Source organism: Aquitalea pelogenes (assembly GCF_001515305.1).
In the GTDB taxonomy this organism is placed as follows: Bacteria; Pseudomonadota; Gammaproteobacteria; order Burkholderiales; family Chromobacteriaceae; genus Aquitalea; species Aquitalea pelogenes.
Map to the genome: position 1 here is coordinate 89,650 of NZ_LNQV01000001.1, position 18,131 is coordinate 107,780.

An 18,131-nucleotide genomic window follows, 5' to 3' on the forward strand; every position below is an offset into this window, starting at 1 on the left:
ACAAGACAGGGCGCATCAGCGCAAGGCGTGCACCCCCTGGTAGAAGACAAAAGCGATGACCCAGGCCAGCAACACCGACCAGACCACCGACAACGCGGTGAATGCGCGGCTTTTCGATTCACGACGAATGGCCGCTACCGTAGACAGGCAAGGCACATAAATCAGGGTGAAGATCAGAAAACTCATGGCCGAAGCCCAATCCAGATGGTGCAGTAAAGCTGCGCCAAGGCCGGCTTCCGGCACGCCGTAAATGACTGCCAGACCGCCGAGCAGAATTTCCTTGGCCACAAAGCCCACCAGCAGGGCAACGGCCAGTTCGTGGCGGATGCCAATCGGGTCGAGTACCGGAGCCATCACACTGCCCAACATATCCGCCAGTGTCTTGTCATGCCCCGCCGGGATATGGGACACCAGCCATACCAGCACCACCCCCATCAGAATGAAGCTGGAGGCCAGCTCGAGAAAGGCACGCACTTCACCCGTCGCCCGGATCAGCATATGGCGCAAGCCGGGCAGGCGGTAAGGCGGCAGCTCCAGCAAAAATGCTTCATTGCCGCGATAACGATGCTTGAACACCCAGGCAGTGAAAATGGCGACGGCAAAACTCAGCAGGTACAGCAGCAGCAGCACCCAGGGCGCCTGCTGTGGCCGGAACAGGATGCCGGAAAAGAACACCACCACCTGCAAGCGGGCCGAACACAGGGAAAAGGGAATGATCAACATGGTGAGCAAGCGCTGTTTGCGCTCGCGCATCACCCGCGTCCCCAGAATGGCGGGGACATTGCAGCCAAAGCCCATCAGCTGCATCACGAAGCCACGCCCATCAAGCCCCAGCCGCGCCATGAAGGCATCAGTCAGATAAGCCGCCCGTGCCAGATAGCCGCTATCTTCCACCATGGCCATCAGGATGAAAAACACGAACAGAATGGGCGCAAAGGTCAGAACGGTGGACACCCCCTGCCAGATACCATCCAGCAGCAGGCTTTGCACAATGGCCGGCAATGGCGCAAGCCAGTGCCCCAGCGCAGCTTCCTTGAACCAATCCAGCCCGGAGCCAACCAGGTCCTGCAGCGGAGTGCCAATCTGGTAGGTCAGGTTGAACAACAAGGCCATGAAACCGAAAAACAGCGGCAAACCCAGCCATGGATGCATCAGCCAGGCATCAACCTTTTCGGTCTGGCCCACCGGCAACACCGGCGGCAAGCTCCATACTCCCTGCAAGCACGCATGCGCCAGTGCAATGGCTTCTTGTGTTTCCGGTACCTTGTCCAGCTGGGCATGCACGGCGGGCTCTGTGCCAGAGGCCTGCCTGTTCAACATGTCCATCAGTCGCGGCCAGCCTTCCATGCGCTTGGCAGAAACCAGCGCCACAGATACGCCCAGTTTGTGCTGCAAGGCATCAACATCCAGTTTGATCCCCATCAGCCGGGCTTCATCCGCCATGTTCAAAACCACCACAGCGGGCAAGCCACTGGCCAGTATCTGCATCGCCAGTGGTAACTGACGGTCCAGCTGCGCGGCATTCAGCACCAGCACCACGGCATCGAATGCAGTACTCATCAGCACATCACGAACCACGGCTTCATCGTCGGTATAACCGGTCAGGTCATTGACGCCGGGCAAATCCACCAGCTCCACCATGCTGCCACCCAGCAACACACGCGCACTGGTCAGGTCCACCGTCAGTCCCGGCCAGTTACCTACCCGCTGTGACATGCCGGTGAGACGATTGAACAAGGTCGACTTGCCGGTATTGGGCAGACCAATCAGGGCAAAACGCTTCATTCAGCCACCTTGACCTGAATGAAACGTGCCAGGCTGCGCCGCAGCAAGAACCGCGTGCAGCCTACTTCCAATACCAGAGGCCCGCCGAACGGTGCGCGGCGCGACAAACTGAACCGACTTCCCGGAATCAAACCGAATGCGGCAACGCGGCGAAATGCCTCATCAGACAATTCAAGACTGTCCACCACCCCCTTACACCCCAGCGGAAACTTGTCGAGTGACAACATGTGCAGCCCAATAACGCGAATAATTTGCATTATTGTACGCAATAATCCCTCCATCCTGTAAGGCTTTGCACGGCAGGATGATGCCAACCCTTGAGCCATATCAATCGGCTCAGGCCGGGTAACAGACGGCGCAGGTAAATCCGGTCGCAAATGTGGCCCTGATGCGGCATAGCGTTTAGAATCTGGCTCATCTCCAATTTCCGTAACGGACCCCCGACCATGAGCATCAAATCCGACAAGTGGATCCGCCGTATGGCGCAGGATCACAACATGATCGAGCCGTTTGAGTACAACCAGATCAAGAACGTCAATGGCGAGAAGGTGATTTCCTTCGGCACCTCCAGCTATGGCTACGATATTCGCTGTGCCGATGAATTCAAGGTTTTCACCAATATCAACAGCACCATTGTCGACCCGAAGAACTTCGACCCCGATTCTTTTGTTGAAGTCTCCGGCAAAGGCTATTGCATCATTCCGCCCAATAGCTTTGCGCTGGCACGCACGGTAGAGTACTTCCGCATTCCGCGTTCGGTGTTGACGGTTTGCCTGGGCAAATCGACTTATGCGCGCTGTGGCATCATCGTTAACGTCACCCCTTTCGAACCGGAATGGGAAGGCTATGTCACGCTGGAGTTTTCCAATACCACCCCGTTGCCAGCCAAAATCTACGCCAATGAAGGCGTGGCGCAGGTGCTGTTTTTCGAGTCCGACGAAGTGTGTGATGTGTCCTATGCCGACCGCGCAGGCAAATACATGGGCCAGGTTGGTGTTACCCTGCCACGCCCCTGAATACACATGGCCAGCCCGGCCAGCAGCAAAGACAAGGACAGCGATCGCTGTCCTTTTTTGTTTGCTGTGTAATCAAAAGCCGCTCGCATTATTGCCGCCTTGTTCTAGGATGAACTGTACGAAATAGTTTTCCATGCAAGTCAATCTGCCTTTATTACAGTTTCTTCTTGGGGTGTCGCGGTTCCCCCTTGCCGTAACGCCCCTTTTTTTGTGCTGATAAAATTACATTTGCATATTGACTGAAAAATAAAATTTCATTGGATTTTAAATGACAATGCAGATGACACTTTGAAAACCGCTATCAGGCCAAACAGAACAGGGCCAGCACATGCTGACCCCGATCCGTACCCGCCCCCCACAAACCCGCCGCAGACTAAATCACTTCACTGGCTTTCTGACAGGGATCCGCCATCAATACCCTGGCAGCTTCCGCCAAGGCATCCAGATCCTCATCCAGATGTTCCTGCAAGTCCATCAAGGCCGCCCGTAGCACCACGGCCGCCAGCTCCGACTGTTTACCACTGACACTGAACACATGCGACAGTACCCGCAATTCACGACAGCTGTTCAGATCCAGTGGAATTTCCAGCGTACGCACTGCATCGACATGAATGACTTCATCAGCCACCATTCCCTTGCTGCGACAGCTTTCCAGCTCGCCCAGCAAGTCCTTCAGAGCCAGTCCCATCACACTCTCCTTTCAGCTTCCATTTAACGTTAGCTCCTGATAGAACACCGACCAAGAACAGGCAACCAACATATTGACTTGAAACAAGATATTCACGTTTCCGGACCAGGCGGATAGCGTTGGAAATCATCATGCACAATGCAAAAATGGCTGCCCTATCACCATAGGACAGCCATTCTCAAATACCAGCGACAACATTGAGGACAGCAACAAAACCATGCGTCGCGTCCCAGTCCCCTTCACCTCAAGCATGCGATTGAAGCAAGGGACAACAAATCAGCCTTCTTCGGCATCTCCATCTACATAAAACCAGTGGCCATCTTCCTTGCGGAAGCGGCTGATTTCATGCAGTCGTTGCGCCCGGCCATTTACTTTGTAGCGTGCAACAAACTCAACCACCCCTGCCTCATCATCCTTGCCACCGGCCTGGGTACTGAGTACATCCAGAGACATCCATTTGACAAAGCGTTCTTCGCGCGACAAATCCAGATCAGCCGGACGTGTGGAGGCATGCCAGCTGGCCAGGAGATAGTCCGCATTGTTCATGGTGTACGCAGCATAACGCGAGCGCATCAGGCTTTCTGCGTCGGGAGCAGATTCCCCACCATTGATATAACGGCCGCAGCAGTCCTGAAAGGAAGCAGGCAGCCCGCAAGGACAGCCTGTGGATTGTTTTTTCTTGCTCATTGTTTCAATTAGCCCAGGGCGGGCAATCCGTAGAGTTTCAACAGAAAATTGGTAAAAACAGGTTGTGGCGGCTTTGGCTGCATTTTGGGCCAGCGCCGTAGCCACTCCCGCAGACGCATTTCCATCCGAGACTGCGACTCTTCCTGAGAAAGCTGACCGGCATCACGCTGAACCGCCAGATAGCGGTACATGGCAAAACAGTTGTCATCAACCTGATTGGCGCCCACCAGCCGCAAGCGATAGGCATTGAGCTGGTCGGCAGCGGCAACACGGGTCATGCCGCCATTTTTGACCTTGTCCGCCAAACGATTGGCCTCTTTCAACAGCAAATCCACCTTGCTATCCGCCGGACTGGTGGTCACGGGAGGACGAGCGGGATGAATGCCACCATTTTGTGGTGCAGCAGGCTGTTGCAACAAGCTGCATGCGCTGAGTGACAAGGACAGCACCGCGAGTTGCAGTGAGGTCTTATGGATGAAAATCATGGCGGTAGTGTAGCGGATGTCAGGCAATCTTGGACAAAATCCACCATCACACAGTTCGGCAAGCAGCGAAAATGACAAAACCGACTGGCTGGGAATGCACAGTCGGTTTTGCCCGGTGGGCCTGAACAACAATCAGCTTCAGGCCAGATGCTCAAACAGCGGCGTCGACAGATAGCGCTCGCCAAACGAAGGAATCACCACCACGATCAACTTGCCTGCATTCTCAGGGCGCTTGGCCAGTTCAATGGCAGACCACACCGCCGCACCAGAAGAAATACCGACCAGCACACCTTCTTGCGTGGCAACGGCACGCGCCGTCGCAAACGCATCGTCGTTTTTAACGCGAATGATTTCATCATATACGCCGGTATTCAGGATAGGCGGTACGAAGCCGGCACCAATACCCTGGATGGGGTGCGGTCCCTTCGGACCACCAGACAGCACCGGCGAAGCATCCGGTTCTACCGCCACAACTTGCACCCCAGGCTTACGGGATTTCAGCACCTCGCCAACCCCGGTAATGGTGCCACCGGTACCCACACCGGCAACAAAAATGTCCACCTGGCCATCGGTATCGCGCCAGATTTCCTCTGCCGTGGTGTTGCGATGCACTTCAGGGTTGGCTGCATTTTCGAACTGTTGCGGCATGAACCAGGTGTCCGGATTTTCTTCCACCAGCTGGCGCGCCTTGGCAATTGCACCACCCATGCCATCCGGGCCCGGGGTCAGAATCAGTTCTGCGCCATATGCCTTCAGCAATTGCCGACGTTCGCGGCTCATGGTTTCCGGCATGGTAATCACCAGCTTGTAGCCACGTGCGGCACAAACCATCGCCAGACCGATGCCGGTATTGCCAGAGGTTGGCTCCACGATGGTGGTATGCGGCCCGATCTTGCCTTCTTTTTCGGCAGCATCGATCATGGCAACGGCAATACGGTCTTTCACACTGTGCGCTGGGTTGAAAAACTCCAGCTTGGCCACCACGGTGGCAACGCACCCTTCGGTCACACGGTTCAGCTTGACCAGCGGTGTATTGCCGATCAGATCGGTTACGGTATTGGCGATACGCATTGTCTTATTCTCCCGGGCAACAATAAATCGGAATTTAATATCCCATATAATATATGAGCCTGCCTGAAAACCTAATAGTGTTTGCTTCTATTGAATGAACCAACAAATCCGGGTCCTACCATGCCTATCCAGGAAAACCTGATACCCCTGCACGGCTGGCGCCGCAAACTTTACATCATCATTTTCGAGGCCGATACCCGGGCTGGCCGCATGTTTGACCTGGGGCTGATCGTACTCATCCTGCTGTCCCTGCTCACCGTGGTGCTGGAGAGTGTGGCCAGCATCCGTCAAAGCTGGGGAACACAACTGAAATGGCTGGACTGGTTGTTCACCATCGTGTTTACCGCTGAATATCTGCTCCGGCTGGTATGTGTACACAAGCCACTGCGTTATGCGCGCAGCTTTTTCGGTGTGGTGGACCTGCTCTCCATCCTGCCGCTCTACCTGGGCCTGTTCATTCCGGAAAGCCGTTTTTTGGCCGACGTCCGGGTTTTGCGCCTGCTGCGCATGTTCCGCATTCTCAAACTCACGCGCTACATGGGTGAGGCACGCGAGCTCAAACGCGCCATGCTGGCCAGCCGCCGCAAGATTCTGGTATTCCTGATGAGTGTCATCGCCCTGGTCATCATCCTGGGCACGCTGATGTACGTTATAGAAGGAGAAGCCAACGGCTTTACCAGCATCCCCATCGGGATTTACTGGGCAATTGTCACCCTCACCACCGTCGGTTTTGGCGACATCACCCCCAAAACCCCGCTGGGACAGGCATTGGCCAGCATTGTCATGATTACCGGCTATGGAATCATTGCGGTGCCCACCGGCATCGTGACGGCAGAAATTGCCCGTGGCAGCAGCAGTACGCCGGCAGACAAGCAATCAGCCACCCGGCTGTGTCCACATTGCTTTACCGAAGGGCACGACTGGGATGCCCGCTTTTGCAAGCATTGTGGCGGCAAGCTGCCACGGCCGGCCAATCACACAGTCAGCTGAACATCACCGGGCATTTGGCAGGGAACGTGCGGCCAGAATGGTCCGCGTCAACTGTTCGGCCTGCTGGGCAAGCAAATGTGCAGCTTCTTGCATCGCCACATCCAGAACCATCGGGCGATTGCAAAGCGAATAGCAGCCATCAAATGCTGCTGCCAGCCTACCCGCATCATCCGCAATAATGGCACCAGACAGCAAACTGACAGGCACCCCTGACGACCGGGCCAGGGCCGCAACACAAGCCGGAGCCTTGCCGGACAGGGTCTGGCTGTCACTACGACCTTCCCCGGTCAGTACCCAGTCTGCCTCGGCAACAGCTTGTGCCAAACCAATATGGCTGGCCACCGCCTGAGCTCCGGACACCATGCGCCCACCCAATAATTGCAGCGCATAACCCAAGCCACCGGCAGCGCCACTCCCGGGCAGATGACTGGCAGATTGCCCCATACCGGTATCCAGCTGCCGTGCGAAATGAGCAATCCCTGCGTCAAAGCGTGTGATATCCGCCATTGCAACACCCTTTTGCGGACCGAATACCGCTGTCGCTCCCTGCTCTCCGGTCAAAGGATTTTCCACATCCGACCAGACTTCCAGCTTCACCTGTGCCGTCTTTCCGCGTAACGGCTCACACGCTAGCGTCTGAAAATCAAGCACATCCTGAAGGCTTCCTTGCAGGCTTTCACCCTGCGCATTGCACAGTTGCAAGCCCAGTGCAACCAGGCAGCCAGCTCCGCCATCATTGGTACTGGAGCCACCCAACGCAACAGCAATCTCTCGATAGCCATCAGCAAGCAATGCCAGCAGCAGCTGACCAACTCCGCGGCTGCTACGCTGCGTGACAGGCGTATCGCCGGCGTCTGGCAAACCGATGATGCGCGCCACTTCCAGCACCACCGTCCCATCCGGCAGCAACAGGCAGGACACTGACTGTTCCACCCCGCTTGCATTGCAAACGGAATAATCAAGCCACTGGCCTCCTACTGCCGCATGCAGGGCATCCAGTGTTCCCTCGCCACCATCAGCCATGGGACGCAAAACACATTCAGCACGAGGATCTGCCCGTTCAATTCCCTGGCGCATGGCACTCGCCACGTCAGCCGCATCCAGCGACCCCTTGAAGGAGTCAGGTGCAAGTACCCAGCGCATAGCACACCCCCATGACAAAAACAGCCAACATAAATGCAAAACCCCTCGTTGCCAAGGCAAGGAGGGGTCTGAAAACAGGGCTACTTCGCTTATTCAGTAGCAGCCTGATCGTTCTGTACAGCTTCGACAGCCGGGGTTTCGGCAGCGGGCTTGGGTGCCGACATCAGCTGGGCGGCCTTTTTCTCTTCGGCGCTCACTTCACCAGCAGGCTTGCCGGCAAGGTCAAAACGCTTGCCACCACGCGCCAGCGACTTCACGTAACGCGGCTTTCTGCAATGATTTGCCACCACGCGGGAAATCAGGGTTGCATCGAATTGCGGCAGGGCGGCAATCAGGCTCTCATGGATGCCCAGAGCCAGCGGACGGAATTGACGGAACACTTCGAACTTGCTGTATACATGTTCCGCAATCATTTCAGTCTGTTTTTTCTTGGACAGACTCTGAACAGCGGACTTGAGAGCAGCACCCAGTGCCGTTTCGGTATTTGGCTTCATGAACTTCTATCTAGATCCAGTGATGCTTTTGTAATGACAGGCAAGCCTGCCAGACAGGGGGAACGGCCTCGAACCGTCACAATGCCAACTTGTCGTTTGATCCACGACACCGCAGCGTCCTGTATGGTAATGCAGCTTGCCAAGCCGTGCCAGCAAAAGGCGGGAACGAATAGCAGCAGGACAGATTTGCGTATCAGGCTGGCAACGGTGATGGTGCGCCCAGCCGGGGTCGAACCGGCACAACCGAAGTCGAGGGATTTTAAGTCCCTTGCGTCTACCAATTTCGCCATGGGCGCACCGAGACGCGGATTATGCCAGTACTTGGGCACTGCGTCATCTTTCTGACGTGCATTTTGCTGCCACCCGGCAGAGAAGATGCGCATGGCTTGCTGCCAGAGCATGCTTTGCGCGAAGATGCACGATTAGCATTTGGCATCAGCCCAATCATCCGGACAGGGGCTGAATCGCTGCTCACTCATTCAATAACAATCCGCTACAAAGGAAGTACCGTCTCATGTTCGAACATGTCGAAGCGTACCCAGGCGACCCCATTCTGACCCTGGTAGAAACATTTCATGCAGATCAACGTCCGCAGAAAGTGAACCTCGGCATCGGGCTTTATTATGATGAAGAAGGCCGTATCCCGCTGCTCTCTTCCGTGCAGAAAGCCGAAGCCGCGCGCGCAGCCAGCCCCTCGCCCCGTCCTTACCTGCCGATGGAAGGCGCAGCCAATTACCGTACAGCCGTTCAGCATTTATTGTTTGGCGCAGCCCACAAGGCTGTCGTCGAGAAGCGCATCTCCACCATCCAGACCATTGGCGGTTCCGGCGCACTGAAGGTAGGCGCGGACTTCATCAAACGTTACTTTCCGCAAAGTGAAGCCTGGATCAGCAACCCCAGCTGGGATAACCACCGCGCCATCTTTGAAGGTGCGGGCATCAAAGTGCACGATTATCCCTACTACGACGCAGTCAGCGGCGGCCTGCTGTTTGAAGAAATGCTTGCCACCATCAAGCAATTACCAGCACAGAGCGTCGTGCTGCTGCACCCCTGCTGCCACAACCCGACCGGCGTTGACTTGACCCCGGCACAATGGGACATCCTGATTCCGCTACTCAAGACTGGCCAGTTGATTCCATTCCTGGACATTGCCTACCAGGGTTTTGGCGAGGGTCTGAACGAAGATGCTTATGCCATTCGCAGCATGGCCGATGCCGGCATCAGCTTCTTTGTCAGCAATTCCTTCTCCAAGAATCTGTCCTTTTATGGTGAACGTTGCGGTGGACTCTCCATCGTCTGTCAGGATGCGGAAGAAGCCACACGTGTACTGGGCCAAATGAAGGCCACCGTGCGTCGCAACTACTCCAGTCCTCCGACGCATGGCGGTCAGATCACTGCCGCCGTCATGAATGACCCGGTTCTGTTTGCAGAATGGCAAGAAGAAGTTGCCCAAATGCGCGTCCGCATCAAGGCCATGCGCCAAAGCCTGTATCAAGTCCTGAGCGAGCGCGTGCCCGGTCGTGACTTCAGCTACTTCGTCACACAGCAAGGCATGTTCAGTTACACCGGCCTCACTCCTGAACAGGTTGACCGGCTGCGCGAAGAATTTGCAGTCTATCTGGTGCGTTCCGGCCGGATGTGCGTGGCGGGCTTGAATAGTCGCAATGTGAATTATGTTGCCGAAGCGATGGCTGCCGTGCTGAAAAACTGACTGCCATCACCCAGCAAAAAGCCCGGTCTTGTACCGGGCTTTTCTCTTTTCTGTAGATACCGTTATCAGCTGACCGTGATAGAAAACACAGTCCTGACCGGCCGCGACATCTCACTCTCTTTTGTGCAACTTCAACACCAAAGTCAGTTCACCTTCGCCATCATTCTGCGACTGGATATTCTTCAAGGTAATGCCACTAGGCAACAACACGCTGATACCGTGACCGATACCATATTTTGACAGCGACTTTTCCAGTCGCTTGGCCATGCTTTGTGCAGGCAGGCGGGCCTCGTCATCAAGGGCGAAACCATAAGTTTCTGCAGCATCATCAAAAGCCTGGCTGACCTGCTCCTTGCCAACAAACTTTTCTGCAATCGAGCTGACCTGAGCTGCGGACATTTCTTCCTCGGTTTCGCATACCGCCAGAAACTCATCCTTGAAGCGGGCCTGTTCCAACGGGTCGGCAATCTCCTCAGACAGCTGCTCCACCACACTGGCAACCATCCGGCTACTACTCGTAGCATCCGGAACCCGCATGGCCTTGAGGAAATCATCCAGCCAGAATTTTGCCTGCTGACCTCCACGGTCCACCGCATACACAAGAGGGCCGGACTCCAGAATCAAAGCCCCTTTGTCAATCAACCTGGGGTTGATACCGGATGCATGGCGGATATCAAACACCTCACCAGCCTCAATAACGGAAAGGAAGTCATCACGCACTTCTGACTTGAACACTCCCAGACCACGCAGTTCACGCTCGCCATCCGACAAGCCGGAAAACAGGATGACAAACAAGTCACCGGCACTGATGTTGGGATGCTGTGAGCGTGCATACAGGTGCTTGGCAATGCGCTGTGACAGTGCAAGGAAGTCCAGTTCGTCCCGGAAAAACTGGCGGGTGTAATGATAAATCTCGTTCAGATTGAGATCGGACTCATGAAAGAACTGATGCTTTTTCTTGTCCGACACCACACCACGCAGATAGCCACTAAGGATCAGCGACGAAACACCATCATCAACATCGCTGGCTCGCTCGGACAACTGCAGCGGTTCACCACGCGCCTGATTTCCCACCCGATGTACTACCAAGCGCTCAACACGCGACTCGCCGATCAACATAATCATTCCTGACACGCCAATAAAAGGGAATTATTACCTTCAGTCAATGCTGTGACAAGAATTAGTCATAAGAAGTCGTAAGCGTATGAATAAAAAACGAATGGCCATTCAATTCCATTCGAGTAGGAAAATATCACCTTTATGCGTTTATGGTAAAAAACTATTAAGATTTGTTATTAATAAGCCAAATATTTAGAACAATTCAATGGGCAATTTGCAACCCTGCGATGTTGGGAATTTTCTTAGACAATTCAGGGACTAGTCTTAATTACAGTCATCGTTGAGTTAGCGATAGTTACGGCCAGACAAGAACACTCTTGTTGACCGACAAAACACTCGCCAAGGACTCATCATGAAAAAACTTCTGACTATCGCCAGCGCCCTCGCATTGGGAAGCATTGCAACTCAGGCTTTCGCCTATGACGGGACCATCACTTTCAACGGTACTATTTCAAACGTTACCTGCACGCTGGCAGCTGGCAGTGGTGGAACTGGTGCAGTTACTTTGCCTACCGTAACCCAATCAGCATTGAAAGCTGCTGGTGATACCGCCGGGGCAACGCAGTTCAGTATCAAACTTTCCAATTGCCAAGGTACTCCAGCCCCGACACAGGCCGCTGCCTGGTTTGAAAGTGGCCCTGAAGTAAATCAAGCAGGCCGCTTGGTAGCGACAGTTGCCGGCAACTCAACAGATACCCTGAGTATCGCACTTTACAACATCAATAGCCCAACTCCCATCGCTGTTGGCCAGGGCAATGGCAGCATTGGCAGCAGCGGTTCTCCGTTCCAGCTTAGCAACGGTAGCGCAACACTCAACTATCAAGCCAAGTATTACGCTGAAAAAACAGGCGTTCCTCCAGGTGCAGTACAAGCCAAGGTGAACTACACCATTCAATACCAGTAAGCCTCGAATCTTAGGCGAATACTTAGAAAACATGCATAGCAATCAACAACAATAACAGTTGATTGCTTTGCTGTACCAAGGATAAACGATGAAAAAATATATCACACTCGCCAGTACAGTTGCGATGGCAGTAATTGCAGCCGATGCCTACGCATATGACGGCACGCTTAACTTCACAGGAAATGTGTCAAGCATTACCTGCACCATTGCTACAGCAGGTGGCTCTAATAATGGCACTGTGACGCTACCAGCCGTTACCCAATCTGCACTGAAAGCAGCTGGTGATACCGCAGGTGCCACGCAGTTCAACATCGTACTGTCGAATTGCGCTGGCACCCCTGCTCCAACAAAGGCTGCTGCATGGTTTGAAGCTGGACCCGAAGTAAATGCCGCAGGGCGCCTCTTTACAACCGTTGAAGGTGCGTCAACAAGTGCTTTAAGCATCGCGCTCTACAATTTGACAAGTACAACACCGATTGCCATTGGTCAGGGCGACGGCAGTATTGGTAGCAATGGTGCCGCCTTTGATATTACCGGAACAGGTACTACTCTGAAATACCAGGCAAAGTACTACGCAGAAACAACCGGCGTACCTCCTGGTAAGGTTCAGGCCAAGGTCAACTACACCATTCAATATCAATAATCGTTCGATTCATCACAGATAGTAAACAAACAAAAAAGGAGATGCACAGGTTATCTCCTTTTTTATTCCGGGGAAAGATAATGCCAATATTTAATAAAAGTAATTTTTTCACGCTATCTGCATTGCTTGCGTTTAATTCAGCTAATGCAGACGTCTACATCAATGCTACCCGAGTGATTTATCCAGCCGAAAAGCGAGAAATTACATTCACTGTAGGTAATGGGGCGAACACGAAATCACTCATTCAGACTTGGGTGGATGAAGGAAATCCCAAAGACACTCCAGACAATTCCAAAGCACCATTCATTCTCACCCCACCGCTGGCTGTGATTGGTGCACAAAAAACTCAAAACATTAGAATGAGCTACAGCGGTGAACAGGCATTAGCAAACGACAAGGAATCATTATTCTGGATTAATGTCCTTGAAGCACCCAAAAACACTCAGGATCCAAACGAACTAAGAATCTCTTTACGAACCAGGATAAAACTTTTTTACAGACCAAGCAATCTGGAATTAAAACCAGAAGAAGCACCTGAGAAAGTAACCTGGCAAATCGAACATAACGAAGGAAAGTGGCTGCTTTCCGCACAAAACGACAGCCCCTACTTTATAACCTTAAGTCAAATCAAAGTTAAAACATCTCAGTTCACGGGTATTGCAAAACTAACACCACAAAACTCAATGATCCCGCCAGGACAAAATATACAATTAGTATTAGCACCAGATAGCACGCCTACTGAACCTGGAGTTAAGTTCAGCACCATCAACGACTACGGCGGCACTAGCGACTATAGCGCCACGTTAAAGCCACATTAAAAATAGTACTTTCCACTATAGCAAGCGTATATCATCATGACAACAGATACTTACTTCAAACGAAATAAAATCAGCTTGCTGGTTTTGTGTGCCTTGAGCATGCCGTACGACTATGCGATGGCTGGAGAAGAAAGCAAAGTTGCCTTATTTGACAAAAGCATGCTATGGGGAAACTTAAAAGAGCTGGACATTTCAAAATATGAGGAAGGCAATGTCATTCCAGATGGCACATATAGCATTGATATTGTTTTCAATGATACTCTCAAAGGGAGATATGAGCTTGCAGTAAAGAAAAATACCACAAATGGTTATTCAATGCCATGCATTTCTCGTAGCTTACTTATTTCATTTGGAGTTAAAGAGGAAAGCCTGCCTCCAACAGTAGAAGACAGCGAATGCATCGACATCTCCAAATATATACCAGATGCATTTTATGCATTTGATACGAACGACTTATCATTGAGAATTAGTGTTCCTCAGATTAATGTCAAATATCACCCAAGAGATTACTCGCCTCCAGAAAAGTGGGAAGCAGGCATTCCAGCATTTCTTCTTGACTACAATGGCAACACCTATTTTTCTAAAAATAATAATAGCAGTACGGAAAATGCTTATCTATCCACCAAACTAGGATTTAATTTTGGGGAATGGCAATTCAGGAATACAACATCGATTAGTTGGGACAACAATAATGGCAGATCTGTCGTGCCAATGGAGAGCTATGTCAAAAAAGATATCGACTCATTACGGGCACAACTCGTTCTAGGTGACAGTTTCACCGATGGTGATTTATTTGATTCTGTCTCATTACGCGGCCTACGTTTAGTCACTGATGACCGCATGAAACCTGTTTCTCAAACAGGCTATGCCCCCATTGTACGTGGCATTGCCAATAGTAATGCTGTAGTTACCATCAAACAGAATGGCTATGTCATCTCCGAAACAACCGTCGCGCCTGGTGCATTTGAAATTAGTGACATCCCGCCGGGATCATACAATGGTGACCTGGATGTGACTGTGACCGAAGCTGATGGGAAAAAGAGTACTTTCACCGTACCATTCTCTGCAGTTCCACGCTCCATGCGTGAAGGATCAGATCGCTTCAATTTCAATATCGGCAAAGTGCGAAATTTATTCAACACTAGCCCCATGCTTGGTCAGTTTACTTACCAGCGCGGTTTGAGTAACTTAATCACGGGAAATACCGGGCTTACCCTTTCAGAAGGATACACCGCCTTCCAAGCCGGTACGGTATTCAATACCAGCCTTGGTGCGGTGGGTGTTGATGCCACTCATTCCAATACAAAAATCAATGACACACTACTGAAGGGACAATCTTATCGTTTCAGCTTTAACAAGCTTTTTCTCAACACAGGGACAAACGTTACGCTTGCTGCTTATCGATACTCGACAAGTGGCTATTTCAGCGTGCGCGATGGACTTAATGCGCGGGACCTAGCCGTCAAAAGTACAGAAAACCCAGCTACTTCTTTTTCCAGGCTTCGTAGCCGTGCTGAAATAAATATTAACCAAACATTTAACCAGAGCAGCTCAGTATATTTAAATGCATCGGTACAGAACTACTGGAACTCAGACACTCGAAATGTACAGTATCAGGCAGGATTTAGAAAAAGCCTGCGTTGGGGCTCTATAGGTGTTAGCCTGAACCAGGTACGCGACAACAATAACAATAAAGTAGCCACGGTCATGTTTAACTTGTCCATCAATATGGATGGTGGAAAATCATTTAGCTCTTCTTTTCAGCACGATAGCCAAGGGAATAATAATCAGCAAGTCAGCCTTTCCGGCAATACTGGAGAAGATAAAAGATGGAGCTACAGTATTAATGCAAACAGAAATACCAATAACACAACTGAAGATAATACCATTGGTGGAAATGTAAATTACTCCGGCAGTAAAGCTTCAGTAAATGCAACTTCCAGTGTTAATAAAAACAGCAAACAACTTTCGCTTGGTGTGACTGGTTCTGTACTTGCTACCGCACATGGTATTTTCTTTGGCCAGAGCATGGGTGAAAGTGCTGCTATTGTTGAAGCCAAAGACGCTGAAGGTGCGGAAGTCATGCCCGCAGTTGGTGTGAAGATTGATCGTTCCGGTTATGCATTACTACCTTCATTGTCTCCGTATAAACTGAATGATGTACAACTACAAACTGGCAGTATGAATGAAGGCGTTGAATTACAGGGCAGCAGTAACCAGGCAGTACCGCGGAGTGGCGCTGTAGTCTATGTCAACTTTAAAACAACAAAAGGATTACCAGTTCTGTTTAAAGTAACACAGCCCAATGGTGAAGTACTGCCATTTGGCACCGACATTCTTGATGAGAATGGCAATAATGTAGGCAATGTGGGCCAAAATGGTAAATTATTGGCTCGTGTCAAAAATGCAAAAGGTACTTTGCATGCAGCTTTGGCCGACAAGAAAAGCTGCCAATTTAGCTATACGACATTTGAAAATTCAAAACAGTACGTTATGCAAAAGAGCATCTGCAATTAAATTGAACTGCATAAAAAATAAGACTTTCATCAGGGAAATATTAATATAGATGCGCAAATACAACCAAACTACACAATTCATTGAAAATTTCAAAATAAATAGCACATGCTAAATTTTAAAAAAAGGATAGTTTTCAAATACCATTTGCATGCATTAGTAATTTTAATTATATCGCCAAAACTTTACGCAACTGCTGTCAACTGTACAACAGGCGACTCAGGCCCCACAGGATACTTTCCAGAGGCCTCGTTGAATGCCGGAATATAGCACCAGCGGTATTAACAATGCCAGCATTGGCTCCAGTATTTTGACCACAAAATTTTAAATACAATTAAACTGTCTGACATCCAGCGGGCCTAATGTTTATACAACATTTACGGATAATAACAACATCGACAATACAGGTATTGTACTAAGCCTAGATTCAAATAGCAGCGCAAAAGGAATAGATGTGCAATTGAAATACAATGAAAATATCATCTAGTTCGAACCTGATCTAGCCATTCTGAGCAACAAAAATCAGTTTCTATTACAAAATTAAGCAACCGAATTGGTCAATTACAGTTTTGATAGAGCATTAGTGAGAACTAGCACGGTAAGTCCTGGCAATTACAAAGCAACCGCGCCATTCACAATGAGTTATCAATGAGTGTATAAATTTGAATATGCAACAATGGAATAATGTCACTACGAGGTAATTACAGATTGATCGTGTCGATTATTCATATTTACCGCCCACTAGGATAGCATTATGAAATTGAGAGCAATGAGCACGGCCCAGTACATTGAAGAAAAGCCATAGGCTTTATCATTGCAGCACAACCTTGCCTATTTAAAGAAAGCTATCCTATACAACATGGCCAAATCAGCAAATAGCATTATTATTTTATCAGTAATTATTCTGCTTTCATTTTCCACAAAAACTTACGCTGCAGGAATAAAATGTGGCACATATCAGGCGAAGGAAATATTACCTGATTATAGCGCAACAATGAAACCGACAACTATTAATTACACCGGCCCAGCCAACCAAAGAGTTGATGCCACTGTAGCGGGAGGGAACGCCAACTCCTATGGATCTTTTTATTGCCCTAACGATGTTCCAGCAGTATGGTATACGGCTGATAGTGGAATAACCTTTTTACCAGTATCCACAGGTGAATACTTTATATTAACCAATATTCCTGGAATTGGAATAAGTTTTAACATACAACCACAAGGCGGAACCCTTACCCCAATAAATTCAAAAGACAGAACATATTTAGGGAAAGCAACCGCACCAGCAGCAGCTTCTTCCCCTACTATATACTACAACATTACTTTGAGATATACCGGCATAGCGATAAGATCGGGCACATACACTTTTCCAAAAACAAAGCTGGGTAGAATAGAACTTGATACTGGATATGATGCATATGGCACGTACTATATGAGCCGGTTCGATGTATGGCTCAACAGTTTTACGATTACCGCAACAACGTCCACATGCACGGTCAATACCAAGAACTTATCTGTTGCATTTCCTGCAATCACAGCATCATCCATTAACAATGCCATAAATGGTAGCAATATTAGTACTCAGAACTTCTCAATTCAGCTAAACTGCCCTTCTACAGGCGGGCCTAATGTATATATTACATTTACTGATAATAACAACCTTGGAAACACGAGTAATATTCTCACACTGAATCCATCCAGTAGCGCAAGGGGTGTTGGTGTACAGCTTAAGTATAAAAATACACCTATATATTTAGGCCCTGATTCCGGCATGGCAGGGAACAGCAATCAGTTTTTATTGCAAAATAATGCGACTGGAATTGTCAACATACCATTTACGGCTACATTGATAAAAACTAGTGATGCAATAATTGGTGACTATAATGCAACGGCTACGTTCACCATGAGCTATCAATAGCTTCATAAAGTATATAATTTAGTAAAGCTTGCTTATTTAAATATGCCTACTAACCACTAAAAAATGAATAATCAAGGAGTATCATGGCATGAAAATATTTAGCTATTACAGAATTTTATTTTTCACAATAGTATTTTTTAATTTA

At 50.1% G+C, this 18,131-nt stretch carries 17 protein-coding genes and 1 tRNA gene; 8 read left to right on the top strand and 10 right to left on the bottom strand.

Annotated features, from left to right (window positions below):
* Positions 1-15: 15 nt before the first annotated feature.
* A complete protein-coding gene (feoB, locus tag AWT75_RS00505; protein ID WP_062786095.1) occupies positions 16-1,785 on the bottom strand; it encodes a ferrous iron transport protein B in 1,770 nt (589 codons plus the stop codon).
* On the bottom strand, positions 1,782-2,042 hold the full coding sequence (locus tag AWT75_RS00510) for a FeoA family protein (protein ID WP_062786098.1): 261 nt from the start codon (positions 2,040-2,042) through the stop codon (positions 1,782-1,784). Before AWT75_RS00510 ends, feoB begins: the two co-directional genes overlap by 4 nt.
* A 189-nt stretch (positions 2,043-2,231) precedes the next feature.
* Between AWT75_RS00510 and dcd the strand changes: the two genes are divergently transcribed.
* Positions 2,232-2,801, top strand: a complete 570-nt coding sequence (dcd, locus tag AWT75_RS00515; RefSeq protein WP_045845705.1) for a dCTP deaminase — start codon at positions 2,232-2,234, stop codon at positions 2,799-2,801.
* Between the two features lie 373 nt (positions 2,802-3,174).
* Here dcd and AWT75_RS00520 read toward each other — a convergent pair whose 3' ends face one another.
* From AWT75_RS00520 to cysK, 4 genes are all read right to left on the bottom strand, one after another.
* Entirely contained in the window at positions 3,175-3,489 is a 315-nt protein-coding gene (locus AWT75_RS00520) for a hypothetical protein (protein WP_045845704.1), read from the bottom strand.
* Between the two features lie 276 nt (positions 3,490-3,765).
* Positions 3,766-4,176: a YchJ family protein gene (locus AWT75_RS00525; protein ID WP_045845703.1), complete on the bottom strand. Its 411-nt coding sequence runs from the start codon at positions 4,174-4,176 to the stop codon at positions 3,766-3,768.
* A gap of 8 nt (positions 4,177-4,184) precedes the next feature.
* The gene (locus AWT75_RS00530) at positions 4,185-4,790 is read right to left on the bottom strand and encodes a hypothetical protein (RefSeq protein ID WP_239689409.1); all 606 of its coding nucleotides are present in this window, start codon (positions 4,788-4,790) and stop codon (positions 4,185-4,187) included.
* 9 nt (positions 4,791-4,799) lie between these two features.
* Positions 4,800-5,732, bottom strand: coding sequence for a cysteine synthase A (gene cysK, locus AWT75_RS00535; protein ID WP_062786101.1), 933 nt, complete (start codon positions 5,730-5,732; stop codon positions 4,800-4,802).
* Between the two features lie 120 nt (positions 5,733-5,852).
* Here cysK and AWT75_RS00540 point away from each other — a divergent pair, with 120 nt between their 5' ends.
* Complete coding sequence (locus tag AWT75_RS00540) at positions 5,853-6,722, top strand: ion transporter (RefSeq protein WP_045845701.1); 870 nt, start codon at positions 5,853-5,855, stop codon at positions 6,720-6,722.
* Positions 6,723-6,725: 3 nt separating this feature from the next.
* On the opposite strand, the gene AWT75_RS00545 is transcribed toward AWT75_RS00540, so the two are convergent.
* From AWT75_RS00545 to AWT75_RS00555, 3 genes are all read right to left on the bottom strand, one after another.
* Entirely contained in the window at positions 6,726-7,865 is a 1,140-nt protein-coding gene (locus AWT75_RS00545) for a glycerate kinase (protein ID WP_062786104.1), read from the bottom strand.
* 89 nt (positions 7,866-7,954) lie between these two features.
* The gene (locus AWT75_RS00550) at positions 7,955-8,359 is read right to left on the bottom strand and encodes a ProQ/FINO family protein (RefSeq protein WP_045845699.1); all 405 of its coding nucleotides are present in this window, start codon (positions 8,357-8,359) and stop codon (positions 7,955-7,957) included.
* Between the two features lie 211 nt (positions 8,360-8,570).
* Positions 8,571-8,655: transfer RNA gene (locus tag AWT75_RS00555), tRNA-Leu, on the bottom strand.
* Between the two features lie 218 nt (positions 8,656-8,873).
* Here AWT75_RS00555 and AWT75_RS00560 point away from each other — a divergent pair.
* Complete coding sequence (locus tag AWT75_RS00560) at positions 8,874-10,070, top strand: amino acid aminotransferase (protein ID WP_062786107.1); 1,197 nt, start codon at positions 8,874-8,876, stop codon at positions 10,068-10,070.
* A gap of 111 nt (positions 10,071-10,181) precedes the next feature.
* Here AWT75_RS00560 and AWT75_RS00565 read toward each other — a convergent pair whose 3' ends face one another.
* Positions 10,182-11,189 (bottom strand): nucleoid-associated protein, encoded by a 1,008-nt coding sequence (locus AWT75_RS00565; protein WP_062786110.1) that lies wholly within the window; start codon positions 11,187-11,189, stop codon positions 10,182-10,184.
* 352 nt (positions 11,190-11,541) lie between these two features.
* Between AWT75_RS00565 and AWT75_RS20645 the strand changes: the two genes are divergently transcribed.
* From AWT75_RS20645 to AWT75_RS20665, 5 genes are all read left to right on the top strand, one after another.
* Complete coding sequence (locus tag AWT75_RS20645; RefSeq protein WP_082695879.1) at positions 11,542-12,093, top strand: fimbrial protein; 552 nt, start codon at positions 11,542-11,544, stop codon at positions 12,091-12,093.
* 88 nt (positions 12,094-12,181) lie between these two features.
* Positions 12,182-12,736 (top strand): fimbrial protein, encoded by a 555-nt coding sequence (locus AWT75_RS20650; RefSeq protein ID WP_082695880.1) that lies wholly within the window; start codon positions 12,182-12,184, stop codon positions 12,734-12,736.
* An 80-nt stretch (positions 12,737-12,816) separates the two neighbouring features.
* On the top strand, positions 12,817-13,554 hold the full coding sequence (locus AWT75_RS20655) for a fimbrial biogenesis chaperone (RefSeq protein ID WP_161937711.1): 738 nt from the start codon (positions 12,817-12,819) through the stop codon (positions 13,552-13,554).
* A 36-nt stretch (positions 13,555-13,590) separates the two neighbouring features.
* Entirely contained in the window at positions 13,591-16,071 is a 2,481-nt protein-coding gene (locus AWT75_RS20660) for a fimbria/pilus outer membrane usher protein (protein WP_082695882.1), read from the top strand.
* An 811-nt stretch (positions 16,072-16,882) separates the two neighbouring features.
* Entirely contained in the window at positions 16,883-17,986 is a 1,104-nt protein-coding gene (locus AWT75_RS20665) for a fimbrial protein (protein WP_082695883.1), read from the top strand.
* Positions 17,987-18,131 lie beyond the last annotated feature (145 nt).

What these genes read in the sequence shown, in the direction of transcription:
- feoB (WP_062786095.1), bottom strand. Translation starts at nt 1,785, where the DNA reads ATGAAGCGTTTTGCCCTGATTGGTCTGCCCAATACCGGCAAGTCGACC.
- AWT75_RS00510 (WP_062786098.1), bottom strand. Translation starts at nt 2,042, where the DNA reads ATGCAAATTATTCGCGTTATTGGGCTGCACATGTTGTCACTCGACAAG.
- dcd (WP_045845705.1), top strand. Translation starts at nt 2,232, where the DNA reads ATGAGCATCAAATCCGACAAGTGGATCCGCCGTATGGCGCAGGATCAC.
- AWT75_RS00520 (WP_045845704.1), bottom strand. Translation starts at nt 3,489, where the DNA reads ATGGGACTGGCTCTGAAGGACTTGCTGGGCGAGCTGGAAAGCTGTCGC.
- AWT75_RS00525 (WP_045845703.1), bottom strand. Translation starts at nt 4,176, where the DNA reads ATGAGCAAGAAAAAACAATCCACAGGCTGTCCTTGCGGGCTGCCTGCT.
- cysK (WP_062786101.1), bottom strand. Translation starts at nt 5,732, where the DNA reads ATGCGTATCGCCAATACCGTAACCGATCTGATCGGCAATACACCGCTG.
- AWT75_RS00540 (WP_045845701.1), top strand. Translation starts at nt 5,853, where the DNA reads ATGCCTATCCAGGAAAACCTGATACCCCTGCACGGCTGGCGCCGCAAA.
- AWT75_RS00545 (WP_062786104.1), bottom strand. Translation starts at nt 7,865, where the DNA reads ATGCGCTGGGTACTTGCACCTGACTCCTTCAAGGGGTCGCTGGATGCG.
- AWT75_RS00550 (WP_045845699.1), bottom strand. Translation starts at nt 8,359, where the DNA reads ATGAAGCCAAATACCGAAACGGCACTGGGTGCTGCTCTCAAGTCCGCT.
- AWT75_RS00560 (WP_062786107.1), top strand. Translation starts at nt 8,874, where the DNA reads ATGTTCGAACATGTCGAAGCGTACCCAGGCGACCCCATTCTGACCCTG.
- AWT75_RS00565 (WP_062786110.1), bottom strand. Translation starts at nt 11,189, where the DNA reads ATGTTGATCGGCGAGTCGCGTGTTGAGCGCTTGGTAGTACATCGGGTG.
- AWT75_RS20645 (WP_082695879.1), top strand. Translation starts at nt 11,542, where the DNA reads ATGAAAAAACTTCTGACTATCGCCAGCGCCCTCGCATTGGGAAGCATT.
- AWT75_RS20650 (WP_082695880.1), top strand. Translation starts at nt 12,182, where the DNA reads ATGAAAAAATATATCACACTCGCCAGTACAGTTGCGATGGCAGTAATT.
- AWT75_RS20655 (WP_161937711.1), top strand. Translation starts at nt 12,817, where the DNA reads ATGCCAATATTTAATAAAAGTAATTTTTTCACGCTATCTGCATTGCTT.
- AWT75_RS20660 (WP_082695882.1), top strand. Translation starts at nt 13,591, where the DNA reads ATGACAACAGATACTTACTTCAAACGAAATAAAATCAGCTTGCTGGTT.